20 protein-coding genes and 1 riboswitch are annotated in these 20,375 nt (G+C 48.9%); of the genes, 6 read left to right on the forward strand and 14 right to left on the reverse strand.

Going from position 1 to position 20,375, the window contains the following annotated elements:
- Nucleotides 1–78: 78 nt before the first annotated feature.
- From MKS89_RS00060 to MKS89_RS00095, 8 genes are all read right to left on the reverse strand, one after another.
- A complete protein-coding gene (locus MKS89_RS00060) occupies nucleotides 79–720 on the reverse strand; it encodes an urea amidolyase associated protein UAAP2 (RefSeq protein WP_021021443.1) in 642 nt (213 codons plus the stop codon).
- Complete coding sequence (locus MKS89_RS00065) at nucleotides 720–1,496, reverse strand: urea amidolyase associated protein UAAP1 (protein ID WP_235862449.1); 777 nt, start codon at nucleotides 1,494–1,496, stop codon at nucleotides 720–722. The genes MKS89_RS00060 and MKS89_RS00065 overlap by 1 nt, the downstream gene beginning before the upstream one ends.
- Before the next feature lie 11 nt (nucleotides 1,497–1,507).
- Nucleotides 1,508–2,326, reverse strand: coding sequence for an ABC transporter ATP-binding protein (locus tag MKS89_RS00070; RefSeq protein WP_072963037.1), 819 nt, complete (start codon nucleotides 2,324–2,326; stop codon nucleotides 1,508–1,510).
- Between the two features lie 4 nt (nucleotides 2,327–2,330).
- Nucleotides 2,331–3,152, reverse strand: a complete 822-nt coding sequence (locus MKS89_RS00075) for an ABC transporter permease (protein WP_072963034.1) — start codon at nucleotides 3,150–3,152, stop codon at nucleotides 2,331–2,333.
- A 50-nt stretch (nucleotides 3,153–3,202) separates the two neighbouring features.
- Entirely contained in the window at nucleotides 3,203–4,279 is a 1,077-nt protein-coding gene (locus MKS89_RS00080; RefSeq protein WP_072963031.1) for a putative urea ABC transporter substrate-binding protein, read from the reverse strand.
- A gap of 72 nt (nucleotides 4,280–4,351) precedes the next feature.
- Nucleotides 4,352–4,449: riboswitch (guanidine-I (ykkC/yxkD leader) on the reverse strand.
- Nucleotides 4,450–4,735: 286 nt separating this feature from the next.
- The gene (gene glyS, locus MKS89_RS00085; RefSeq protein WP_072963028.1) at nucleotides 4,736–6,802 is read right to left on the reverse strand and encodes a glycine--tRNA ligase subunit beta; all 2,067 of its coding nucleotides are present in this window, start codon (nucleotides 6,800–6,802) and stop codon (nucleotides 4,736–4,738) included.
- A 14-nt stretch (nucleotides 6,803–6,816) separates the two neighbouring features.
- Nucleotides 6,817–7,740: a glycine--tRNA ligase subunit alpha gene (glyQ, locus tag MKS89_RS00090; protein ID WP_072963025.1), complete on the reverse strand. Its 924-nt coding sequence runs from the start codon at nucleotides 7,738–7,740 to the stop codon at nucleotides 6,817–6,819.
- 110 nt (nucleotides 7,741–7,850) lie between these two features.
- Nucleotides 7,851–7,994 carry a hypothetical protein gene (locus tag MKS89_RS00095; RefSeq protein WP_159439559.1) on the reverse strand — a complete coding sequence of 48 codons (144 nt, stop codon included), beginning with the start codon at nucleotides 7,992–7,994 and terminating at the stop codon, nucleotides 7,851–7,853.
- A gap of 125 nt (nucleotides 7,995–8,119) precedes the next feature.
- Here MKS89_RS00095 and MKS89_RS00100 point away from each other — a divergent pair, with 125 nt between their 5' ends.
- The 4 genes from MKS89_RS00100 (at nucleotide 8,120) to MKS89_RS00115 (ending at nucleotide 11,149) form a co-directional block, all read left to right on the forward strand.
- Nucleotides 8,120–8,674, forward strand: a complete 555-nt coding sequence (locus MKS89_RS00100; RefSeq protein WP_072963022.1) for a TMEM165/GDT1 family protein — start codon at nucleotides 8,120–8,122, stop codon at nucleotides 8,672–8,674.
- 108 nt (nucleotides 8,675–8,782) lie between these two features.
- A complete protein-coding gene (locus MKS89_RS00105) occupies nucleotides 8,783–9,040 on the forward strand; it encodes a hypothetical protein (RefSeq protein WP_072963020.1) in 258 nt (85 codons plus the stop codon).
- Nucleotides 9,041–9,296: 256 nt separating this feature from the next.
- The gene (locus tag MKS89_RS00110; RefSeq protein WP_077316181.1) at nucleotides 9,297–9,815 is read left to right on the forward strand and encodes an Hcp family type VI secretion system effector; all 519 of its coding nucleotides are present in this window, start codon (nucleotides 9,297–9,299) and stop codon (nucleotides 9,813–9,815) included.
- Nucleotides 9,816–10,147: 332 nt separating this feature from the next.
- On the forward strand, nucleotides 10,148–11,149 hold the full coding sequence (locus MKS89_RS00115) for a tetratricopeptide repeat protein (protein WP_072963414.1): 1,002 nt from the start codon (nucleotides 10,148–10,150) through the stop codon (nucleotides 11,147–11,149).
- Nucleotides 11,150–11,163: 14 nt separating this feature from the next.
- Here the strand turns inward: MKS89_RS00115 and tusA are convergent, their stop codons facing one another.
- Nucleotides 11,164–11,418, reverse strand: coding sequence for a sulfurtransferase TusA (tusA, locus tag MKS89_RS00120; protein WP_072963482.1), 255 nt, complete (start codon nucleotides 11,416–11,418; stop codon nucleotides 11,164–11,166).
- 134 nt (nucleotides 11,419–11,552) lie between these two features.
- Here tusA and MKS89_RS00125 point away from each other — a divergent pair, with 134 nt between their 5' ends.
- Nucleotides 11,553–11,732 carry a hypothetical protein gene (locus MKS89_RS00125; protein WP_072963416.1) on the forward strand — a complete coding sequence of 60 codons (180 nt, stop codon included), beginning with the start codon at nucleotides 11,553–11,555 and terminating at the stop codon, nucleotides 11,730–11,732.
- 309 nt (nucleotides 11,733–12,041) lie between these two features.
- Here the strand turns inward: MKS89_RS00125 and ilvA are convergent, their stop codons facing one another.
- Genes ilvA through ilvG form a run of 5 tightly spaced genes read right to left on the reverse strand, consistent with a single transcriptional unit; the run spans nucleotide 12,042 to nucleotide 18,345 of the window.
- Complete coding sequence (ilvA, locus tag MKS89_RS00130) at nucleotides 12,042–13,571, reverse strand: threonine ammonia-lyase, biosynthetic (RefSeq protein WP_072963419.1); 1,530 nt, start codon at nucleotides 13,569–13,571, stop codon at nucleotides 12,042–12,044.
- Nucleotides 13,572–13,574: 3 nt separating this feature from the next.
- On the reverse strand, nucleotides 13,575–15,416 hold the full coding sequence (gene ilvD / locus MKS89_RS00135) for a dihydroxy-acid dehydratase (protein ID WP_072963422.1): 1,842 nt from the start codon (nucleotides 15,414–15,416) through the stop codon (nucleotides 13,575–13,577).
- A gap of 30 nt (nucleotides 15,417–15,446) precedes the next feature.
- Nucleotides 15,447–16,388 (reverse strand): branched-chain amino acid transaminase, encoded by a 942-nt coding sequence (locus MKS89_RS00140; RefSeq protein ID WP_072963424.1) that lies wholly within the window; start codon nucleotides 16,386–16,388, stop codon nucleotides 15,447–15,449.
- Between the two features lie 13 nt (nucleotides 16,389–16,401).
- Nucleotides 16,402–16,686 (reverse strand): acetolactate synthase 2 small subunit, encoded by a 285-nt coding sequence (gene ilvM, locus MKS89_RS00145; protein WP_021021460.1) that lies wholly within the window; start codon nucleotides 16,684–16,686, stop codon nucleotides 16,402–16,404.
- A gap of 12 nt (nucleotides 16,687–16,698) precedes the next feature.
- Nucleotides 16,699–18,345: an acetolactate synthase 2 catalytic subunit gene (gene ilvG / locus MKS89_RS00150; protein ID WP_072963427.1), complete on the reverse strand. Its 1,647-nt coding sequence runs from the start codon at nucleotides 18,343–18,345 to the stop codon at nucleotides 16,699–16,701.
- 482 nt (nucleotides 18,346–18,827) lie between these two features.
- On the opposite strand from ilvG, the gene MKS89_RS00155 reads away from it, so the two are divergent.
- Nucleotides 18,828–20,351 carry a YifB family Mg chelatase-like AAA ATPase gene (locus tag MKS89_RS00155; RefSeq protein ID WP_072963430.1) on the forward strand — a complete coding sequence of 508 codons (1,524 nt, stop codon included), beginning with the start codon at nucleotides 18,828–18,830 and terminating at the stop codon, nucleotides 20,349–20,351.
- Nucleotides 20,352–20,375 lie beyond the last annotated feature (24 nt).

Consider the following 20,375-nt stretch of genomic DNA (forward strand, 5'->3'; position numbering starts at 1 on the left):
GTTATTGTCGGGTCGTCCCGTTGGTATTGTGAGCAGAATCGGGGTCGTCCCCGGCTCAGATCTTCAGACTGGCAGGGATTAGGCGTCCCAGACCAATACGTCTATCGGGGTTGGGTTATAGGCATTACAAGGATTGTTCAGTTGCGGACAGTTCGAAATCAGCACAATGACATCCATCGCTGCTGTGAGCTCGACATATTTGCCCGGTGCACTGATGCCGTCTTCAAAAGTCAGGCCGCCGGATTCGGTGATCGGCACATTCATAAAGAAATTAATATTGTGGGTAATATCGCGTTTGGTCATCGCGAACTCTTCATGTTCGCTGACCGCCAGCAACCAACTGTCACGGCAAGCATGCATACATTTCTTGTCTGTCGCATAGCGAACCGTATTGCTCTCGGTCGCACAGGCTCCACCCAGTGTATCGTGACGGCCACATGTATCAGCGACAATTTCCAGCATCAGATTGCCCTGATCGGAGAGAATCCGGCTTCCGGCTGTCAGGTAGACATTGCCTTGTTCGCGAATCGTATCGATTGCGCTATAGCGTTCCGCTGGGTTATTGGCATTGTAAAACAGTGTATCCGCAGCTTGATTTCCTTCCAGATCGAGGATGCGGACAGTCTGTCCCTGATGGACGACTTTCATGTAGTAATCACCAGCCGGAACGGTATCGCGGCGGCATGCATCTTCAGCGCGTCGTGGACTTTCAATTATCATCAGAGTACCTCCTGAGGGGGGATGCAGTGGTAGCGGCGGTTATTTTCAAGACCGCGTTGATTCTCATCTTTTCCGTGTTCGGGTTCAGCCAGCGTCGCGGTTGCACTGGATTGGGTCAGTGTCAGTTGTACTGGCTTAAACGGGTATTCTGAGGCCGGGTTGAGCGGATGCGGGCAAGTCGTCAGGATGACCAGTGTTTCCATCTCGAAAGACAGGGCAATTGAATCTCCGGGCTGGCTATGATTTTCTTCGTAGATGAGGCGACCGTCCGTATCGGTACGCACTTGACTGAACAGATTCAAATTGGCAGCCAGATCCCGTTTGCCGAGACCATATTTAGCAACCTCAACCAACAGAGCGTCATAGCCGTTCTGTTTCCATTGGTTGCGGTCATGTTGATAGGTTCGCGCTCCCCATTTCTGAGTCACTTTGGCTTTATTGGCGACCCCACAGACGGTATCGATCCAACCGGTATCATCGCGCACGACGCGACAAAAAATCCGGCCCATATCTGAATAGAGGCAGTGACCTGCTGTGAGTTTAAAGGTGTGCTGGCATTTGAGTGTGTCCGGGGCATTATAGCGTTCGAGCAGGTTATCCGGGTTGTAAAACAGCACACTCAGGTTGGCACCCCCTTCGATATCGGTCGCGGTCAACGTATAGCCGCGTGGTATTTTCATCGACCAGTGCGATGCACCGGGAATGGTGTCGGTGAAAATAATGTCTGGTTCTGCGACAGACATTATCGGTTGATTTGGTATCTTTTCATTAAGCATCGTAGCGTTCCTCAGATTGCATCAGGAATCGGTTGGACCATCGCACTGACATGTTCAGCCAGCAGATGATTTGTCTGGGCGGATTGAACCGCGGTTTTATGTAAAGGAATATCGAAGGTGACTTGGGCTCCGTAGCGTTCCGGTGACTGCGGATCGAGACGTGGGTGGTCAAAGACCCAAATCCGGCTGCCGAGATGAAAACCTTCGCTCAAATCGTGGGTAATCATGAATACCGTCAGGTGTTGCTCCTGCCATAGTTTCCGTACCAGTTCATGCATGTCTTTGCGAATGCCGGGATCCAGTGCTCCGAAGGGTTCATCCAGTAATAGAATGCGTGGCTGTTTGACCAGTGACTGCGCAATTGACAGTCGTTGGCGCATTCCTCCGGAAAGCTGGTGGGGATATTGATGTTCGGCATGGCTTAGCCCGACTTGTGCCAGCATATTGCGGGCCTGTTGCTGAGCTTGTTGCCGCTGGTGACCAAACATGCGTCCCAACCAGTGACCGCTGAATTGAGCACTGCCGAATTCCAACCCGATCAGGACATTTTCCAGGACGGTCAGATGAGGAAAGACCGAATATTTCTGAAAGACAATGCCCCGCTCGACGCTGGGTTCTTGCCGGAGCGGTTGACCATCGAGCAGAATGTCTCCGCGGCTGACCGATTCGGTTCCCAGTAACAGATTGAGAAAGGTCGTTTTACCGCAGCCGGAGGCGCCGACAATACTGATAAACTCTCCTTCGGTGACGTTGAGGTTGAGCCGTTCAAGGACGATATTATCGTCATATTCTTTCCACAGATTGCGGATTTGCAGCATCGGTTTTTTCATCTGCTTACCCTCCCTGAGTCTGGTGATGCCAAGGGCTAAGCCGTCGGGAGAGTTGCCTGAGTAGCCAGTCCATGACAAAAGCCAGCAGGGTAATCCACAAAACATAAGGCAGAATGATGTCCATCGACAGATAACGCCGGACCAGAAAGATCCGATATCCCAGTCCTTCGGTGGCAACAATAGCTTCGGCAGCAATCAAAAATAGCCAGGCACTGCCGAGTGTTAGCCGGACGGCATCGATCAGATGCGGCAGGATTTGCGGGACAATTACGCGGACAATAATTTGCCAGCTATTTCCCCCCAGCGTCTGCGCCTTGATCAGTTGTTCTTCCGGGAGTGACTGGGTTTTTAACTGGATATCACGAATGATGATGGGACAGATACCAATCACAATGAGGGTCACTTTGGAAAGCTCTCCCAGCCCGAGCATGATGAATAGAATGGGGAGGATCGCCATTGGTGGAATCAGGGAAATTGTCGTCACGAAAGGTGATAACGAAGACCTGAATAAGGGGAGAATACCATTGGCGACCCCGAAACAGAGACCGATGAACGCACTCAACCCAACCCCGATACCAAGCCGTTGCAGGCTGGCTAGTGTATCGTTGAGCATCAGATACTCTCCGGTCCGTTTGCTCGGTGTGAATGCCATCCGTTCAACCGCATTGGCGAAACTACTGAAAGAGGGCAATAGTTTATCTGCCGGATTGACGCTCAGACGGGCATCTGAGGCGACCAAGTAGATGATCAGGACGATCATAAAGGGCAAAGTCCCTAACATCAGACGCAGTAATGGTGATGGTTTCCGGTTAATGAGTCGAGTCATAGCTACTCCAGATCCACAGTTGGTACGGTGCGACAGTCGGTTTGTCATGCTCACAGCTTGTGTTCGGCAGCCATTTGCATGTAAGTCGAATTGAAGCGGAGTTTGATATTGCCTGCATTACCGAACACTCCGGTAGGGGTTTCGATGCCGATAAAAGAGGCATCCGGTGCTCCATCGCCCAGCAGACCGTGATCAAAAGAGAACTGCGCGACTTTCTGCATGGTTTTCATCAGTGAAGCACTGTTAGTAAATTGCACCGCATCAGCAGGAGAGAAGAACATCTGGGTAGCTTGCAATTGGGCGTTATAACCGGCCAAATTAGTGCCGGATGCTTTTGCCATCATGGTTTTGGCGGCATCGGCTTGTGGTGATTTCATCACAGACATCACTTCATACCATGCACCTGTCAGGGCTTTGGCAAACTTAGGGTTGTCTTGCAAGGTTTGGGTATTGGCAACCAGCAGATCGATAATTTCACCGGGGATTTTCGTTGAATCGAAGACCAGTGATGTGTGGGGCTGTGCCGTAATCTCGCTCAGTAGTGGGTTCCAAGTTACGACCGACGTAACATCCGGTGTCTGATAGGCTGCGACAATATCGGCATCCGAGGTATTGACGACATGGACGTCTTGTTCTGATAAACCCACGGCTTCGAGTGCCCGAGCCATCAGATAGTGTGACACGCTGAGTTCGACTAAATTGATATTTTGACCTTTAATGTCGGCCAGTGTTTTATGATCACCTTTCAAGACAATGCCATCATTGCCCGCGGAAAAGTCACCAACGATTAACGCGGTCGAATCAACACCACTGGCTGCCGGAATTGTCAGTGCATCCATGTTGGTCATGACAGTTGCATCGAACTGCCCTGCGGTGTACTGATTGATTGATTCAACATAGTCATTGACCTGAACGACATTGATTTGAATGCCATATTTATCAGCCCACTTTTTCAGAATGCCGGATGAATCTGCGTAATCCCATGGCATCCAGCCAACATAAATCGACCATGCTAATGTAAATTGTGTTTTTTCTTCGGCGGATACCGAACGAGAAAGGGTGAGAAAAGAAACGAGTGTGACAGATAAAACGAGTGCCGTGAGATACGGTTTCAGGAAAAATTTCATAGACCACCTCCACTGTGGGTCATAGGGATGAACAAGCGCATCAGAGACATAACCAATAATATTTATTGGTTGGCCTCCCGGGCTTTTGTCCCGCCGTGTGACCTCAGGTGAGGTTGATATCTCTCGGACCAGTCGCTGCGGTAGCAGCCGGAACCCTAGATATCTATTTAATTCATTGTACGTTCGAAATACTACTGCATTATGCTCTTCGCAACTAACGAAAGAAATAGCAAAGGCTATGCCAATGGTTCAATTATTATAAATAACAATTGGTTATGGTTAATATAGTGCATTGGTGTCGGTGGGGTTTTCACCATGTTGGTGCATTTTCGCACTATTTCTGTCAGGTCGCCTTTTGTGTGAGAGCCATTTGTTATGAGAATGACTTTGGTATGTGCTCAACAAAAAAGCCCTGAATGAACAGGGCTTTGAGGGCATTGTCTTGATGTGAACCGACTACTTCTGCAAGACTGAAATATCCGCAATTTCTAAGAATAGATTGCGTAAGTCGTTGAGCAGTGTCAGACGGTTGATTTTCAGCGCTTCATCATCCGCCATGACCATGACGTCTTCAAAGAATGCGTCAACCGGTTCTTTCAGAGCGGCTAACTGGCTTAATGCTGACTGATAATCACCGTTAGCAAATGCAGGTTCCAGAGCTTCACTCAGAACCGCGACATTTTCTGCCAGTGCGACTTCAGCACCTTCCTGAAGTAAGGCGAGGTCGACTTCTTCTGCCAATTGACCGTCAAACTTAGCCAAAATATTACCGACACGCTTATTCGCTGCAGCCAATGAATCAGCCGCATCGAGTGTACGGAAATGAGAGACGGCTTTTACGCGCTGATCGAAATCAGTCGGTTTGGTTGGATGACGAGCCAATACCGCCTGAATGACATCGACGCTGAAGCCTTCGTCTTGATACCAAGCGCGGAAACGGCCAAGCATAAATTCGATAACATCGTGCTCGACGTTGGCATTGGTCAGTTTATCGCCGAACTGTGCTGCGGCTTCGGCAACTAAATCAGCCAAATCTAACTGATAGCCGTTTTCGACGATAATCCGCAGAATCCCTAATGATGCCCGACGCAATGCGTATGGATCGGAACCTTTCGGTGCCTGACCAATCCCGAAAATACCGACAATGGTATCCAGTTTATCGGCAATCGCGACCGCGGAAGAGATTGCGTTACTTGGCAGACGATCACCGGCAAAGCGCGGCATGTACTGTTCATTCAGCGCCAGTGCCACTTCTTCGGCTTCACCGTCATGACGTGCATAGTGCATCCCCATGATGCCTTGCGTTTCGGTGAACTCGAATACCATTGATGTCATCAAATCGCATTTTGCCAGCAGTGCGGCACGAGTTGCTTTCGCGACATCGGCACCGATGCTTTTGGCAATGTAAGACGCCAATACGGCAATCCGGTCGGTTTTATCTTTGATGCTGCCCAGTTGTTTCTGGAAGATCGCAGTTTCCAGCTCCGGCAGGCGATCAATGAGCGGACGTTTGCGGTCATTGTTAAAGAAGAACTCTGCGTCAGCCAGACGAGGACGGACAACTTTCTCATTGCCTTCGATGACGTGGCGAGGTTCTTTCGACTCAATGTTGGAGACGAAAATAAATTTCGGTAGCAGGTTTTTATTGGCGTCGTAAACCGGGAAATACTTCTGGTCACCTTTCATGGTGTAAACCAGTGCTTCAGAAGGGACTTTGAGAAATTCTTCCTCAAAAGAAGCGGTCAGGACAACCGGCCATTCGACCAGTGACGCAACTTCTTCAACCAAGTCTTCTTCTAAATCGGCAATCCCACCCACATCTGCTGCTGCTTTTTGCGCACCGGCAATAATCGTTGCTTTACGAGCCTCGTAGTCTGCAATCACTTTGCCGCGTTGTTGCAGAATGTCTGGATACTGGCTGGCTGATTCGAGGGTCAGTTCGGGTTCACCCATAAAACGGTGGCCGCGAATCACCCGGCCAGACTGAACGCCGAGGATTTCACCTTCGATCAATGCTTCATCCAGTAAAATGGTTAGGGTTTTGACCGGACGGATAAACTGGGTGTCTTGGTCGCCCCAACGCATTGGTTTGGCTATCGGTAAGTTTGATAATGCTTTGGCGGCGAGTTCAACAATGAGTGTTTTTGCTGACTGGCCTTTGACGGCTTGCTTGAACAGCAGCCATTCGCCTTTATCGGTTGTCAGTCGCTCTGCTTGTGCAACGGTAATCCCGTTACCCCGCGCCCAGCCTTCAGCCGCTTTGGTTGGATGACCGTCAGCATCAAATGCGACCGCTACTGCCGGGCCGCGTTTTTCGACGACTTTATCCGGTTGTTGTTCTGCTAAGCCGGCCACTTTCAGTGCCAGACGACGCGGTGTGGCGTACCACTGCATCGCTTCGAAAGGTAAATCAGCGGCTTTCAATTCGGTTTGAAAGTTGTGATAAAACGCTTCAGCCAGTGTGCGAAGCTGTGTCGGTGGGAGTTCTTCCGTTCCCAGTTCAATTAAAAGTTCTTTAGCCATGCTTTTCTCTCCCCTTATGCCTGTTGGTCTTGCTTTTTGCACATTGGGAAGCCCAACGCTTCACGAGATGCGTAATAAGCTTCTGCGACGGCTTTGGTCAAATTACGGATGCGTAAAATGTAGCGCTGACGTTCTGTCACAGAAATCGCTTTGCGTGCATCGAGCAGGTTAAATGCATGTCCTGCTTTTAAAATGCGTTCATAAGCAGGTAACGGGAGTGGCGTTTCTAGGTCCAGCAGATGCTGACACTCTTTTTCACATTGATCGAAGAAGGTGAACAGGAAGTCCACATCTGCATGTTCAAAGTTATAGGTAGACTGCTCGACTTCATTTTGGTGATAAATGTCACCGTAGGTGACTTTACCCAGCGGGCCGTCCGTCCAGATAAGATCATAAACGGAATCGACGCCCTGTATGTACATTGCCAGACGTTCGATACCGTAAGTGATTTCACCGGTGACTGGTTTACACTCCAAACCACCCACTTGTTGGAAATAAGTAAACTGGGTCACTTCCATACCGTTCAGCCAAACTTCCCAGCCCAGTCCCCAGGCACCCAAAGTCGGGTTTTCCCAGTTATCTTCGACGAAGCGAATGTCGTGAACTTGCGGATCAATCCCCAGCGCTTTCAGCGATCCGAGGTAAAGTTCTTGAATATTATCCGGTGACGGTTTGATCATCACCTGAAACTGGTAATAGTGTTGCAGACGGTTCGGGTTTTCACCGTAGCGGCCGTCAGTCGGACGGCGGGAAGGCTGCACATAGGCTGTCGCAATTGGCTCTGGGCCAATGGCACGCAGGCAGGTCATCGGGTGAGATGTCCCTGCCCCCACTTCCATATCTAAAGGTTGAACAATCGTACATCCTTGACGGGCCCAATAATCCTGCAGCGCGAGGATCATCCCCTGAAAGGTTTTGATATCATAGTTTGTTTGCATAGTCGGGTTCGCGCGAGTTGTTTGAATCATGAAAAATAACGTTGAATTATACCGATATATTGACCTATCGAGTAGGGGCAATCTTGTTTAATTGTTGTGCATTGTTCTTTTCACGATATAAAACCGATACGATGCTTGTTTTCCGTACATAAGCCCGTTAAAATCGCAGCGTCTTTGGGGAGTAGCTTACCACGCCATTGGCCCGGAATTGGATTGTTCTGCGGCAATGTCACCGGTTCGTTCGTCAACATCATTGGTGCCCATCACCGTGGCGTTCGAGACTCATACGAGTTTAGCAAGACCTTAGACAAATATCGCAGTACTAGGGGTAGGGTGCGATGTTTGTCTATGGTTCATCGTCCTGCCCCGAGAGCATGTCGTGAATATTTTAGCTATATCAATTACAACTGTAACGCTGGCAGAGATCGGCGATAAGACACAACTCCTTTCATTAATGTTGGCAAGCTGCTATCGCAAGCCGTTGCCGATTATCAGTGCCATCTTCCTTGCAACTCTGGTGAATCACGCCCTTGCGGCCTGGTTGGGCGTCGTCGTTGCTGAATACCTCTCTCCGGATATTTTGAAATGGGTGATTTTTGTCAGCTTTTTAGCGATGGCGGGCTGGGTCTTGATCCCCGATAAAATGGATGATGATGGTGCCTGTTCGAGCCGGGGGCCGTTTGTTGCCAGCTTTATTGCATTTTTCGTTGCGGAGATCGGGGATAAAACACAGATCGCAACTTCTGTGTTAGGGGCTCAATTTGCCGATGGTTTGCTCTGGGTGGTTTTGGGAACGACCATTGGGATGATGATTGCCAATGTGCCGGTTGTGTTGATCGGCAAGCTTTCAGCCGATCGATTACCGCTGGGCTTGATTCGGAAAATCACCGCGGTTCTGTTTGTCGGTTTGGCTGGCGTGGCGGTTTTATATTGAGTCGAGTCATCAGTGAACAATATCGGTGACAAGCGTGATATCTGACATACATGCTTCATGATTCTCATGCTACTGTGATGCTAGGATCGTCAATAAAGGGAGTGGCGTATGTTAGTTCGTTACACTGGCATGAGCTTGAAAAGCCAATTCTACTTGTATGGATTTGGCTTTATTCTGACTGTATTGGGTATGGTATTAACTGATATGTGGTTACCGATGGTTGTCGGCGCACTCATCTTGATGGGGCTGATCGTCGAGTCTTGGATCCATATTTTTCATATTGTGCCGCTGCATCAGGAAGTACGTTCTCTGAAAAAGCAGATGGAAAAACTGCAACATCATTATCAGGATGAGAAGGAGCTTTGACGTTTCGTTGCATTCGACATAAAACACTTCTGTGATACTTGTTCCACTTCTTTCGGGCAAGTTTTTGCTCACCGGGCAACTTCTTGCTCGCCTCTGGGCAAGATCTTGCTCGTATCTATATTTATGTCCTTATAACCATCTGATTTTATTAATATATGCAAGTTGGCACACCCCTTGCTCTTACAGTACAAGAGCCTAAAGGTTCTATGTGTATTAAAAACATGAACTTATTATAGATAATTGAAGGAATTTCAGAATGCCAACTCCATGTTATATCTCTATCGAAGGTGAAACTCAGGGGCTAATCACGTCAGGCGCTTGTACTGCTGATTCTATCGGTGACTCTTTTGTTGAAGGTCACGAAGATGAAATGATGGTTCAACAGTTCGACCACGTTGTGACTGTTCCGACTGATCCTCAGTCTGGTCAGCCTGCTGGTCAACGTGTTCACAAGCCTTTCCAATTCACTGTAAACCTGAACAAAGCTGTTCCTCTGCTGTATAACGCATTGGCTTCAGGTGAAAAAATGTCTTCTGTTACTTTGAAGTGGTACCGCACTTCAATCGAAGGTAAACAAGAAAACTTCTTCACCACAACACTTGAAAACGCAACGATCGTTAATATCGAGTGTGCAATGCCGCATTGCCAAAACCCAGCAGACGCTGATTTCACTCAAAACCTGACTGTATCAATGTCTTACCGTAAGATCACTTGGGACCACGTTAACGCGGGTACTTCAGGTGCTGACGACTGGCGTAAGCCAATCGAAGCTTAATTGTCTGATGGACAGGCACCTGATGTGCCAGTCCGACAATGCTTTGATGGTCATGTTGCTCACCTTTGGTGGGCAACATTTGTTTATATCGCGACCTTTTTTACCTTTCATCCGAATTTATTTGTAATAAGCTTATTTCGTCATCAGCAATCAGGTTGCGCTGTGATGAAGCCAGAGCCCCCGCCAGATAAACCCTTGATCTTCGATATAACACTTTGAGCGTTCCATCTTTATGATTCGGCTTTCACATTTGTATTTTGGGTTACAAGATATTTTGTGATTTCTCACCTAAGCTTCTTATTGTCTCACTCGAATATGGAGAGGAATCAATCATGAAGATACAATCGGTTTGCATTGCAGTGACCTTGATGATTGGTTTGCTTACAGGTTGTGCTCAGCAGAGGCGGGGTTCAATGATGGCGCAATTGTATGATGGTCGTCCTGTGAGCAATCTGGCCGTGAATGGTACACCGAAAACTGAGCAAGAAGCGATTGCTCGTGGCGATACTGCGATGCATGCGCAGCAGGATGATTTAGCGCTGTTTGAGTATATTCGTGCGTTGTCATTGCCAGCGGGACAGCAGCGGGATGAAACACTTTATAAAATTGGGCGAATTCATCAGTTGCATCAGCGCGATAGGTTATCCGAGAAAGCTTATCAGATGGCGTTGCAAGACAATCCGTACAATATCGACGTATTGCAGCAGTTGGGAGTGAATTACAGTAAAAAAGGGGCGTTTGATGTCGGAAAACGTTTCTTTATTCGCGCCATTAATGCAGATCAGATGCGTTTGCATCACCACGTGATGCTATCGCCGTCGATAAACCGGATCGACACTGTCGATGCCTTAGAAATGGATCAACATTCTCCCATCGATGCTTACATGGGGCTGGGGATTATTTATGATGTGGATTCTCAGCATGGCATTGCTCAGGCACTTTATAAAAAGGTGCTGCATATCTACCCTCAATCGAGCAAATTACTGCTCAACATCGGTTATTCCTATTACATGAGCGGTGACGATCTCGAGGCCAAGCGTGCCACGCTTGCTGCATTGGCGCTTGATCCCGATAACAGCAGAGCGCAGAACAATCTGGGCCTCATTTATCTGAGTCAGGGAAAAATCCAGCGAGCGCTGAAAGTGTTTATGCGGCAGATGGAAAGCTATCAGGCATTAAATCGTGTCGGCTACTTTCTGATGATTCAGGGTCACCCCGATAAGGCTATTCCTTATTTGCAGCAAGCTATTGATGAAAAGTCATCCTTCTATCAAGCCGCGCATGAAAATCTGGAAAGAGCGTTTGCTGAAGTAAACGCTTTAGCTCATCGGTAGTTATCGGCGTAACATCAACTCGACTCAAGTCCTTTCTGAATCAAAAACTGATACGGTTCTTGCTCGATTTGAGCTTCTAACAACTGATGATCCATAAACCGACAGAAGCTGGGAATATCGCGGGTTGTCGAGGGGTCATCGGCAATGACCAGTAACTTCTCTCCGTCTTTCATCGAACGAATGGTCTTTCTGACCATCATGACAGGTTCGGGACACCGTAATCCTTCTGCCTCTAATGTGTAGTCGGCTAATGATTTATCAATGGTCATGGCAGGGGCTTTGTTAGTCATTTGAATGTCAAATCATACTGCCGAAGAAAAAATATTCAATAACCTCTTGGCAAATGAAACTTTTTGTTTTAATTTATTTAACATGTTTGCAACATGACGTCGAGGAGCAAGGAATGCTGAACGAAATCGACAGACTAACTATCTATGCTCTGGCGGGATTTATCTCTTTTGGCGTGTTGGTGATGAGAACATCGGCGTCGGAACAAGCTTCACTCATGCCGGCATGGGGAGTGATTGCTGCAATGATCGGGCTTTGGCTGGAAGTCCATCAATACGATACATCCAAGCATTGATTGAAAAGTAACTCTAAACACAATGCAACCTTTCCGACACTATCCCATTTTTCTTGGGCTTCCCCGCAGTAATGCGGGATTTTTTTTGCCTGTAACCACTACCATTGCTGCGACGTTGCGACATTCAGCAAAGGTTATGCCCATCCGGTGTCGGAATTAGCTCTGGCAAAGCCGAGCGCCTCAGACACATAGCCTTTCAGAGAGACTGCACCTCAGAAACACAGCATTCGTTGGTTATCTATCGAGCCATCATCATGCCAGTCAATTGAATTGACCGGCATGATGGCTGAGAAGTAGACGATTCCCAAACTAAGACAAAAAGAACTGATAGGTCGGATTGTCGGTTTCGTCTTTGTACTGATAACCCAATTCAACGAGATGTGCTGAGAAACGGACTAAATCGTCGTCATTGAGCTCAAATGCACAAAGCACTCGGCCGTAGTCGGCACCATGATTGCGATAGTTGAAGAGACTGATATTCCAGTGTGTTCCGAGCGTACTGAGGAATTTTACCAGTGCCCCGGGATATTCCGGAAACTCGAATGCGTATAACCGCTCTTTGAGTGGCTTCGACGGTTTTCCGCCAATCATGTAACGAATGTGCAGTTTGGCGATTTCGTCATCGGATAAATCGATAACCGGATAGCCAGCTTTACGCAGATCCTGAATGATGCTGTTGAGTTCTTCCGGGCCACCGGCGAGACGAATCCCGACGAAGATATTGGCCAGTGAGTCATCATTGTAGCGATAGTTAAACTCTGTGACCGCCCGGCCACCGATAATCTGGCAGAATTCGAAAAATGCACCCTTGCGCTCAGGGATGGTTACAGCGAGCAAACCTTCACGTTTTTCGCCCAGTTCACATCGTTCTGAAACATAGCGTAAGCCGTGAAAGTTGGTGTTGGCACCGGAGAGAACGGTTCCTAACTGTTTGCCAGTCAACTGGTGCTGTTCTGCGTACTTTTTCAAACCGGCCAGAGCCAGAGCACCGGAAGGTTCGGCAATCGCACGGGTATCTTCAAAGATATCTTTCACTGCGGCACAGATTTCGTCACTGGACACAGAGACATGACCGTCCAGATATTGCTGACACAAACGGAACGTTTCATCGCCGATGCGTTTTACCGCGACTCCGTCTGCAAACATGCTGACTTGTTCCAGAACCACCGGTTCTCCGGCATCAAGCGCCGCTTTTAAACAACCGGATTCTTCCGGTTCAACGGCGATGACTTTGATTTCAGGCATCAGTTGTTTGATCAGCACGGCAACACCGGCCGCCAGACCACCGCCACCGACGGGCACGAAGATATAATCCAGATGACCGTTCTGTTGCAGCATTTCCATGCCAATCGTGCCTTGTCCGGCGATAACCAATGGATGATCGAAAGGGGGCACAAACGTATAATGATGCTCAGCGGCAAGTCGTTCGGCTTCTGCTTTCGCTTCATCGAAGTTATTACCGAATAACACCACGGCACCGCCAAATCCACGAACGGCATCAACTTTGATATCCGGGGTGGTTTTCGGCATGACGATCGTTGATTTCACACCTAACTTGGTGCCGGATAAGGCCAATCCTTGAGCATGGTTACCGGCGGATGCTGTAATAATGCCGGCTTGCTTTTGAGCTTCGCTCAGATGTGCAATCATGTTGTAAGCACCGCGCAGTTTAAACGAATGAACTGGTTGGCGATCTTCGCGTTTGAGCTGGACTCGGTTATTGAGTCTCGCTGCGAGCCGGGGCATGTCTTGCAATGGTGTCACCATCGCAACATCGTAGACCGGGGCGCGTAAAATTTGGCGCAGATAATCTGCGCCGGTTTGGCTGGTGAATGTCATCGACTAGTCTCCTAGCTTTGATTTGTCTCTCACCGCACCTTTGTCAGCACTGGTTGCCATGCTGGCATAGGCTTTCAGCGCAAAAGAGACTTCACGCTGGCGATTGGCCGGTTTCCAGCCGAGCTGATCTTGTTTCGCACGACGGCTTTCCAGTTCATCTGCTGACACGACCAGTTCAATGGCTCGTCCGGGAATATCAATATCAATGATGTCACCGTTTTTAATCAGCCCGATAGCACCGCCATTGGCGGCTTCCGGAGAGGCGTGACCGATGGACAAACCGGATGTGCCGCCAGAGAAGCGACCGTCGGTCAGCAGGGCACACGATTTACCCAGTCCCATCGATTTCAGATATGTCGTCGGATACAGCATTTCTTGCATTCCGGGACCGCCTTTTGGTCCTTCGTAGCGGATGACGACCACCTCACCGGCTTTGACTTGACCGCCAAGAATACCTTCAACCGCATCTTCCTGACTTTCAAACACAATCGCCGGACCACGGAATTTCAGGTTGCTTTCATCGACACCTGCAGTTTTGACGATACAGCCGTCCAGTGCGATATTGCCTTGCAATACCGCAAGGCCACCATCTTGGCTGAACGCGTGTTCTCTGGTACGGATACATCCGTCTTGACGATCATCGTCCAGCGTTTCCCAGTAGCAATCTTGTGAGAAAGCCTGTGTGGTGCGGATACCCGCAGGACCGGCACGGTAGAATGCTTTCACGTCAGCAGAATCAGTTTGCATGATGTCATATTGCGCCAATTGTTCTTGCAGGCTGATACCGAGTACCGTTCTGGTCTCTGTATTCAGGAGCTTGGCGCGGTTGAGTTCACCGAGAATCCCCATGACACCACCGGCACGGTGGACGTCTTCCATATGGTACTTCTGAGTCGACGGGGCCACTTTACATAAGTGCGGCACGCGACGTGACATGCGGTCAATATCGTCCATGGTGAAGTCCACTTCACCTTCCTGTGCTGCAGCAAGCAGGTGCAGTACCGTATTGGTTGAACCACCCATGGCAATATCCAGTGCCATGGCATTTTCAAATGCAGATTTATTGGCAATGTTACGCGGCAGAACGGATGCATCATCTTGTTCGTAATAGCGTTTTGCCAGCTCGACGATGCGTTGACCTGCGGTGAGGAAGAGTTTTTTGCGATCCGCATGCGTTGCGAGCAGAGAACCGTTGCCCGGTTGCGACAGCCCCAAAGCTTCAGTCAGACAGTTCATCGAGTTGGCCGTAAACATACCGGAACAAGAACCGCATGTCGGACAGGCGGAACGCTCAACCTGTTCACTTTGTTCGTCAGATACATTTGGATCGGCACCTTGAATCATCGCATCTACGAGATCGAGTTTGATCAGCTGATCGGAAAGTTTGGTTTTACCGGCTTCCATCGGGCCGCCGGAAACAAAGATCACAGGGATATTCAGGCGTAGCGAGGCCATGAGCATTCCGGGAGTGATTTTGTCACAGTTGGAGATACAGACCATCGCGTCGGCACAGTGTGCATTGACCATATATTCGACAGAGTCGGCAATCAGCTCACGAGAAGGCAGTGAATAGAGCATTCCGCCGTGACCCATCGCAATGCCATCATCGACGGCAATGGTGTTAAATTCTTTGGCAATACCACCGGCGGCTTCAATTTCACGAGCGACCATCTGGCCTAAGTCTTTCAGATGAACATGGCCCGGTACAAACTGGGTGAATGAGTTGACCACGGCAATGATTGGCTTCCCAAAATCATCTTCTTTGACGCCGGTAGCACGCCATAAAGCGCGTGCCCCTGCCATATTACGACCATGTGTTGTTGTTGCGGAACGATACTTCGGCATTGTGTTGTCCTTTACTTGATTCTTTTGGGGTTAGGCATTCTTTTGAGGATTGACGTAATCTAACCAACCCCATTTATCTTCAGTAGTTCCATTGAACAGTCCGAAAAAGGCATCCTGAATCACTTTGGTGATCGGCCCGCGTTTTCCTGAACCAACGCAGATGCGATCAACACTGCGTACCGGTACGATTTCAGCTGCGGTTCCGGTCATGAAAATTTCGTCTGCCAGATAGAGCCCTTCACGGGCGATATTGGCTTCGCGGACGGTATAGCCGAGATCTTTCGCCAAAATCATAATGGTATCGCGCGTAATCCCCGGAAGAATCGAGCTGGTTGTCGGTGGTGTGAGGATTTCTCCGTCTTTTACCACAAAAATATTTTCACCGGCCCCTTCGGACAAATACCCGTCAACACTCAGGGCGATCCCTTCGTCATAACCGTGACGACGGGCTTCTCCACCGACCAGTAGTGAAGAAAGGTAGTTCCCCCCGGCTTTCGCAGCCGTTGGGATAGTATTCGGTGCAGCACGGTTCCAACTGGAGATCATCGCATCGACGCCATTTTCCAATGCTTCTTCGCCAAGATAGGCACCCCATGGGAAAGCTGCGATAATCATATCCAGTTCGGTATCGTTTGGCGGGCAAACGCCCAGACCGACATTACCGACAAAAGCTAATGGGCGGATATAAGCGGAGTTGAGTTGATTTGCGCGTAAGGTTTCTCGGGTTGCTTCCATAATTTCTTCAACAGAATATGGAATCGGGAAGCGATAAATTTTGGCAGAGTTGACTAAACGTTGTGCGTGTTCCCGATGACGGAACACGATCGGGCCTTTGGGGGTGTCATAGCAGCGAACGCCTTCGAAGACTGATGTTCCATAGTGCATCGCGTGCGTCAGGACATGTACTTGAGCATTTGCCCACGGCATCATTTCCCCGTTAAACCATATAAAATCCGCAGTATTAGTAGCCATTATTATTTCTTCCTTATGCACAAATTTTTTGTTGTAAATTGTTATTGGGTAGTTCGTTATTGCTGATTTGAATGACTTCAACAGTACGTACATCCCATAATTTTTCGATTTGGTTGGTCAATGTTGTGATCGGCCGATCGCTGTCGACGATAATTTCGACGCTGGCAACTTTGCTTTCATGATTTTGGGTTGCCGCAACCTGTTTGATGATGAATCCGCGGTGACGAATGACACGCAGTACCCGCTCTAGCAGAACCGGCTTATCATCAGCTTTGATGTCGAGTAGATATCTTTCCATTTCTGGTGTCTCCTATGTGTTTTCCAGCATGTCATTGTTTGATGCACCGGGTGGTACCAGCGGCCAGACATTTTCTTCTTCATCAATTGCTACATGCAGTAGATAAGCGGTTTTGCTTGCCAGCATTTCTTGTAAAGCCGGCTCAACTTCTTCTTTCTTGGTAATGGTTTTGCCCGGAATATCGAAAGCGCGTGCCAGCATGATGAAATCCGGGTTGTCGTCCAGAATGGTTTCACTGTGGCGACCATCGAAAAACAGAGATTGCCATTGACGAACCATTCCCAAACGCTGGTTGTTCAACAATACGATTTTGACCGGAATCTGGCGACGTTTTAACGTGCCCAACTCCTGAATATTCATCATAAACGAGCCGTCACCCGTAATCAGAATAGATTGGTTGTTAGGACGAGCCACGGCTGCACCCATCGCGGCCGGTAAACCAAATCCCATGGTGCCAAGACCCGCGGATGAAATAAAGTTTTGCGGCGCTCTTGGTTGAATGTGCTGAGCTGCCCACATTTGATGCTGACCGACGTCTGTCGAGACAACTGAGTCGTCAGGCATCATATCGGACAACTGTTTCAGTAGCAGCGGTGCATAAATCAGTTCACCGGGATGGTCATAACGCCATTTGAATCCACTCCGCAAGCTTTCACTGTGGTGAACCCAGCCACTAATATCATGTGAGAGTTCCAGTTGCGGCAGAATCGTATTGATGTCGCCCCGCAGTGCCGCATTGGCACGTCGGAGTTTATTGAACTCAGCGGCATCGATATCAATATGAATCACTTTTGCATGTGGGGCGAAAGTATCGAGTTTACCGGTCACCCGGTCATCAAAACGAGCGCCGACCGTGATGAGGAGGTCACATTCCTGAACGACTAAATTGGCCGCTTTCGTCCCATGCATACCTAACATACCCAGATAGTGAGGGTCGTGGCGTTCAACCGAGCCTAATCCTTTGAGGGTACTGACGGAAGGCATTGGGTTGAGTCGTAAAAACTCTCGTACCGTTTCGGTTGCATGAGCGAGTTGAACACCGCCACCGACATAAAAAACCGGCCGTTGGCTTTCATTCAGCATCGTTTGTGCTTTCGTGAGTTCATCCGGATTGGTTTGAGGCATGGCAGGGGGGATACATGGGGTGAGTGTCGTGACAGGGGATTGGGCCAGTTGAACGTCTTTTGCGATATCAACGATGACTGGCCCGGGACGTCCCGTTTTGGCAACTTCAAAGGCCTCCGCCAATGTCGGTGCCAGATCATTGATATCGGTCACCAGATAACTGTGTTTGGTACAAGACAGTGACATGCCGATGACATCCATCTCCTGAAATGCATCCGTTCCGATATGAGAGCTGGCGACCTGTCCGGTAATGGCAACCAGCGGGACGGAATCAAGGAAAGCATCTGCCAGCCCTGTTACGAGGTTCGTTGCTCCCGGACCTGATGTCGCCATGCATACGGCAACTTCTTGTGTTGATCTTGCCATCCCGATGGCTGCCATTGCCGCCCCTTGTTCGTGACGACACAAAATATGTTCGACACCACCGTCATACAGGGCATCGTAGATGGGCATGATCGCACCACCCGGATAACCAAATATGGTCTTGATACCTTGTTGCTTCAGGGCTGCTACGACGAGTTGCGCTCCGTTCATCGTGTCCCTCCCGTACATTCATCGTTCTTATTGCTTCGTGTTGTGTTGTGTGAGCACTTCATGTGCGACTCCCGTTATACCGCTTTGCCGACTGAGTCAGCGCACGTTTTATTATTGTCCAGACTAAAAAAAACCCCCGGACTTTTCAGTGCGGGGGTTTTTTTTATCTTGCTGCTATCTTTCGTCCAGTAGCCCCCGCGCGGAATCAATAATGACCACGACTAGAATTAGGCTAATGAGAGAATGTAAACGGACGAATAGATGCATCATGAATAGAAATCTTATTTTTAGTTAATGTTCCAAGATTGATGAAAATCTCGACATACCTAGTGTGTAACATACAATTCTGTTACATGACAAGGAAAATATCATTCTTTTTTCATATTCTTTTATTTTCCGCCTGCATTATACCTACCCTCGTACATTCTGCGTATCACTGATTGATACCGTGAATGTTTATAAATCAATCACAAGGGAATTATATGGGGTTAGCAATCATTCATAGTCGGGCGAGTGTTGGTGTAGAAGCACCGTTGGTGACAGTTGAAGTACATATTAGTAATGGGATGCCCGGATTTACACTGGTGGGCTTACCGGAAACCACCGTCAAAGAATCACGGGATCGGGTTCGTAGTGCGATTATCCATTCTCGGTTTGAATTTCCGCCCAAACGCATCACTGTCAATCTGGCTCCGGCCGATTTACCGAAAGAGGGTGGCCGATTCGACCTGCCTATTGCTTTGGGTATTCTGGCAGCATCGGATCAAATCATGTCGGATCATCTGGCAAACTATGAGTTTTTAGGGGAGTTAGCGTTATCCGGTCAGTTGCGAACCGTGAAAGGCGTTTTACCCGCAGCTTTGGCTGCCGGGTTGGCTGATCGTGCTTTGGTGGTGCCGCATGAAAATGGTGATCAGGCGGCTTTAGTCGGGCAAGAACAACATTATTCTGCCGGGAGCTTGCAAGAAGTCTGTCAGGCTTTATGCGGCGATTTGTCGCTGGGATTACATCAGTCTCCGCCACAGATTGAACAACCAGCGTCTGTGCGGGATTTGCAGGATATTATCGGCCAGCAACAGGGTAAGCGTGCTTTAGAAATTGCCGCTGCCGGGCATCATAATTTGCTGTTTCTCGGGCCTCCGGGAACGGGTAAAACGATGCTGGCCTCGCGGCTATGTGACTTATTGCCTGAGATGAGTAATGAAGAAGCGATGGAAACTGCAGCGGTTGCTTCACTGACGCAACAGGATATTCATCAGTACAACTGGAAACAGCGGCCATTTCGAGCGCCGCATCATTCCAGTTCTATGGCTGCTTTGGTCGGTGGCGGTTCGATTCCGCGTCCCGGTGAAATTTCACTGGCTCATAACGGATTACTCTTTCTCGATGAGATGCCGGAGTTTGAGCGTCGGGTGCTCGATTCATTACGTGAACCCTTGGAGTCTGGGGAGATTGTCATTTCCCGGGCGCAAGGGAAGACGCGCTTCCCGGCGCGGTTTCAGTTAGTCGGGGCGTTAAATCCAAGCCCGACAGGGTATTATGACGGTCAGGAAAGCCGGATTAATCCGCAACATATTCTTCGCTATCTGAGCCGATTATCAGGGCCGCTATTGGATCGCTTTGACTTGTCGATCGAGATCCCTGCTTTACCGAAAGGCATGCTTGCCGAAGGTGGGGGACGGGGAGAAACAACTCAGGTGGTTCGTGAGCGAGTGCTGCGGGCGCGTGAATTAATGCTCCGTTTACGAGGAAAAGCGAATTCTCTTCTGACCAGCCGGGAAATTGAGACGTTCTGCCCATTGGCTAAATCTGATGCCGACTTTCTGGAAAATGCATTGCACAGTCTAGGCCTGTCTATTCGTGCTTATCATCGCATTATTAAAGTTGCCCGGACTATTGCTGATTTGGCGGGAGAGGAACATATCCAGCGGGCACATCTGGCAGAAGCGCTGGGATACCGAGCCATGGATCGATTATTGAAGCAGTTGACGATGCAAGCCGTTTAAAATACTGAATTTAGGTTGAAAACG

Origin of the sequence: Vibrio gazogenes, assembly GCF_023920225.1 — a bacterium.
Taxonomy (GTDB): domain Bacteria; phylum Pseudomonadota; class Gammaproteobacteria; order Enterobacterales; family Vibrionaceae; genus Vibrio; species Vibrio gazogenes.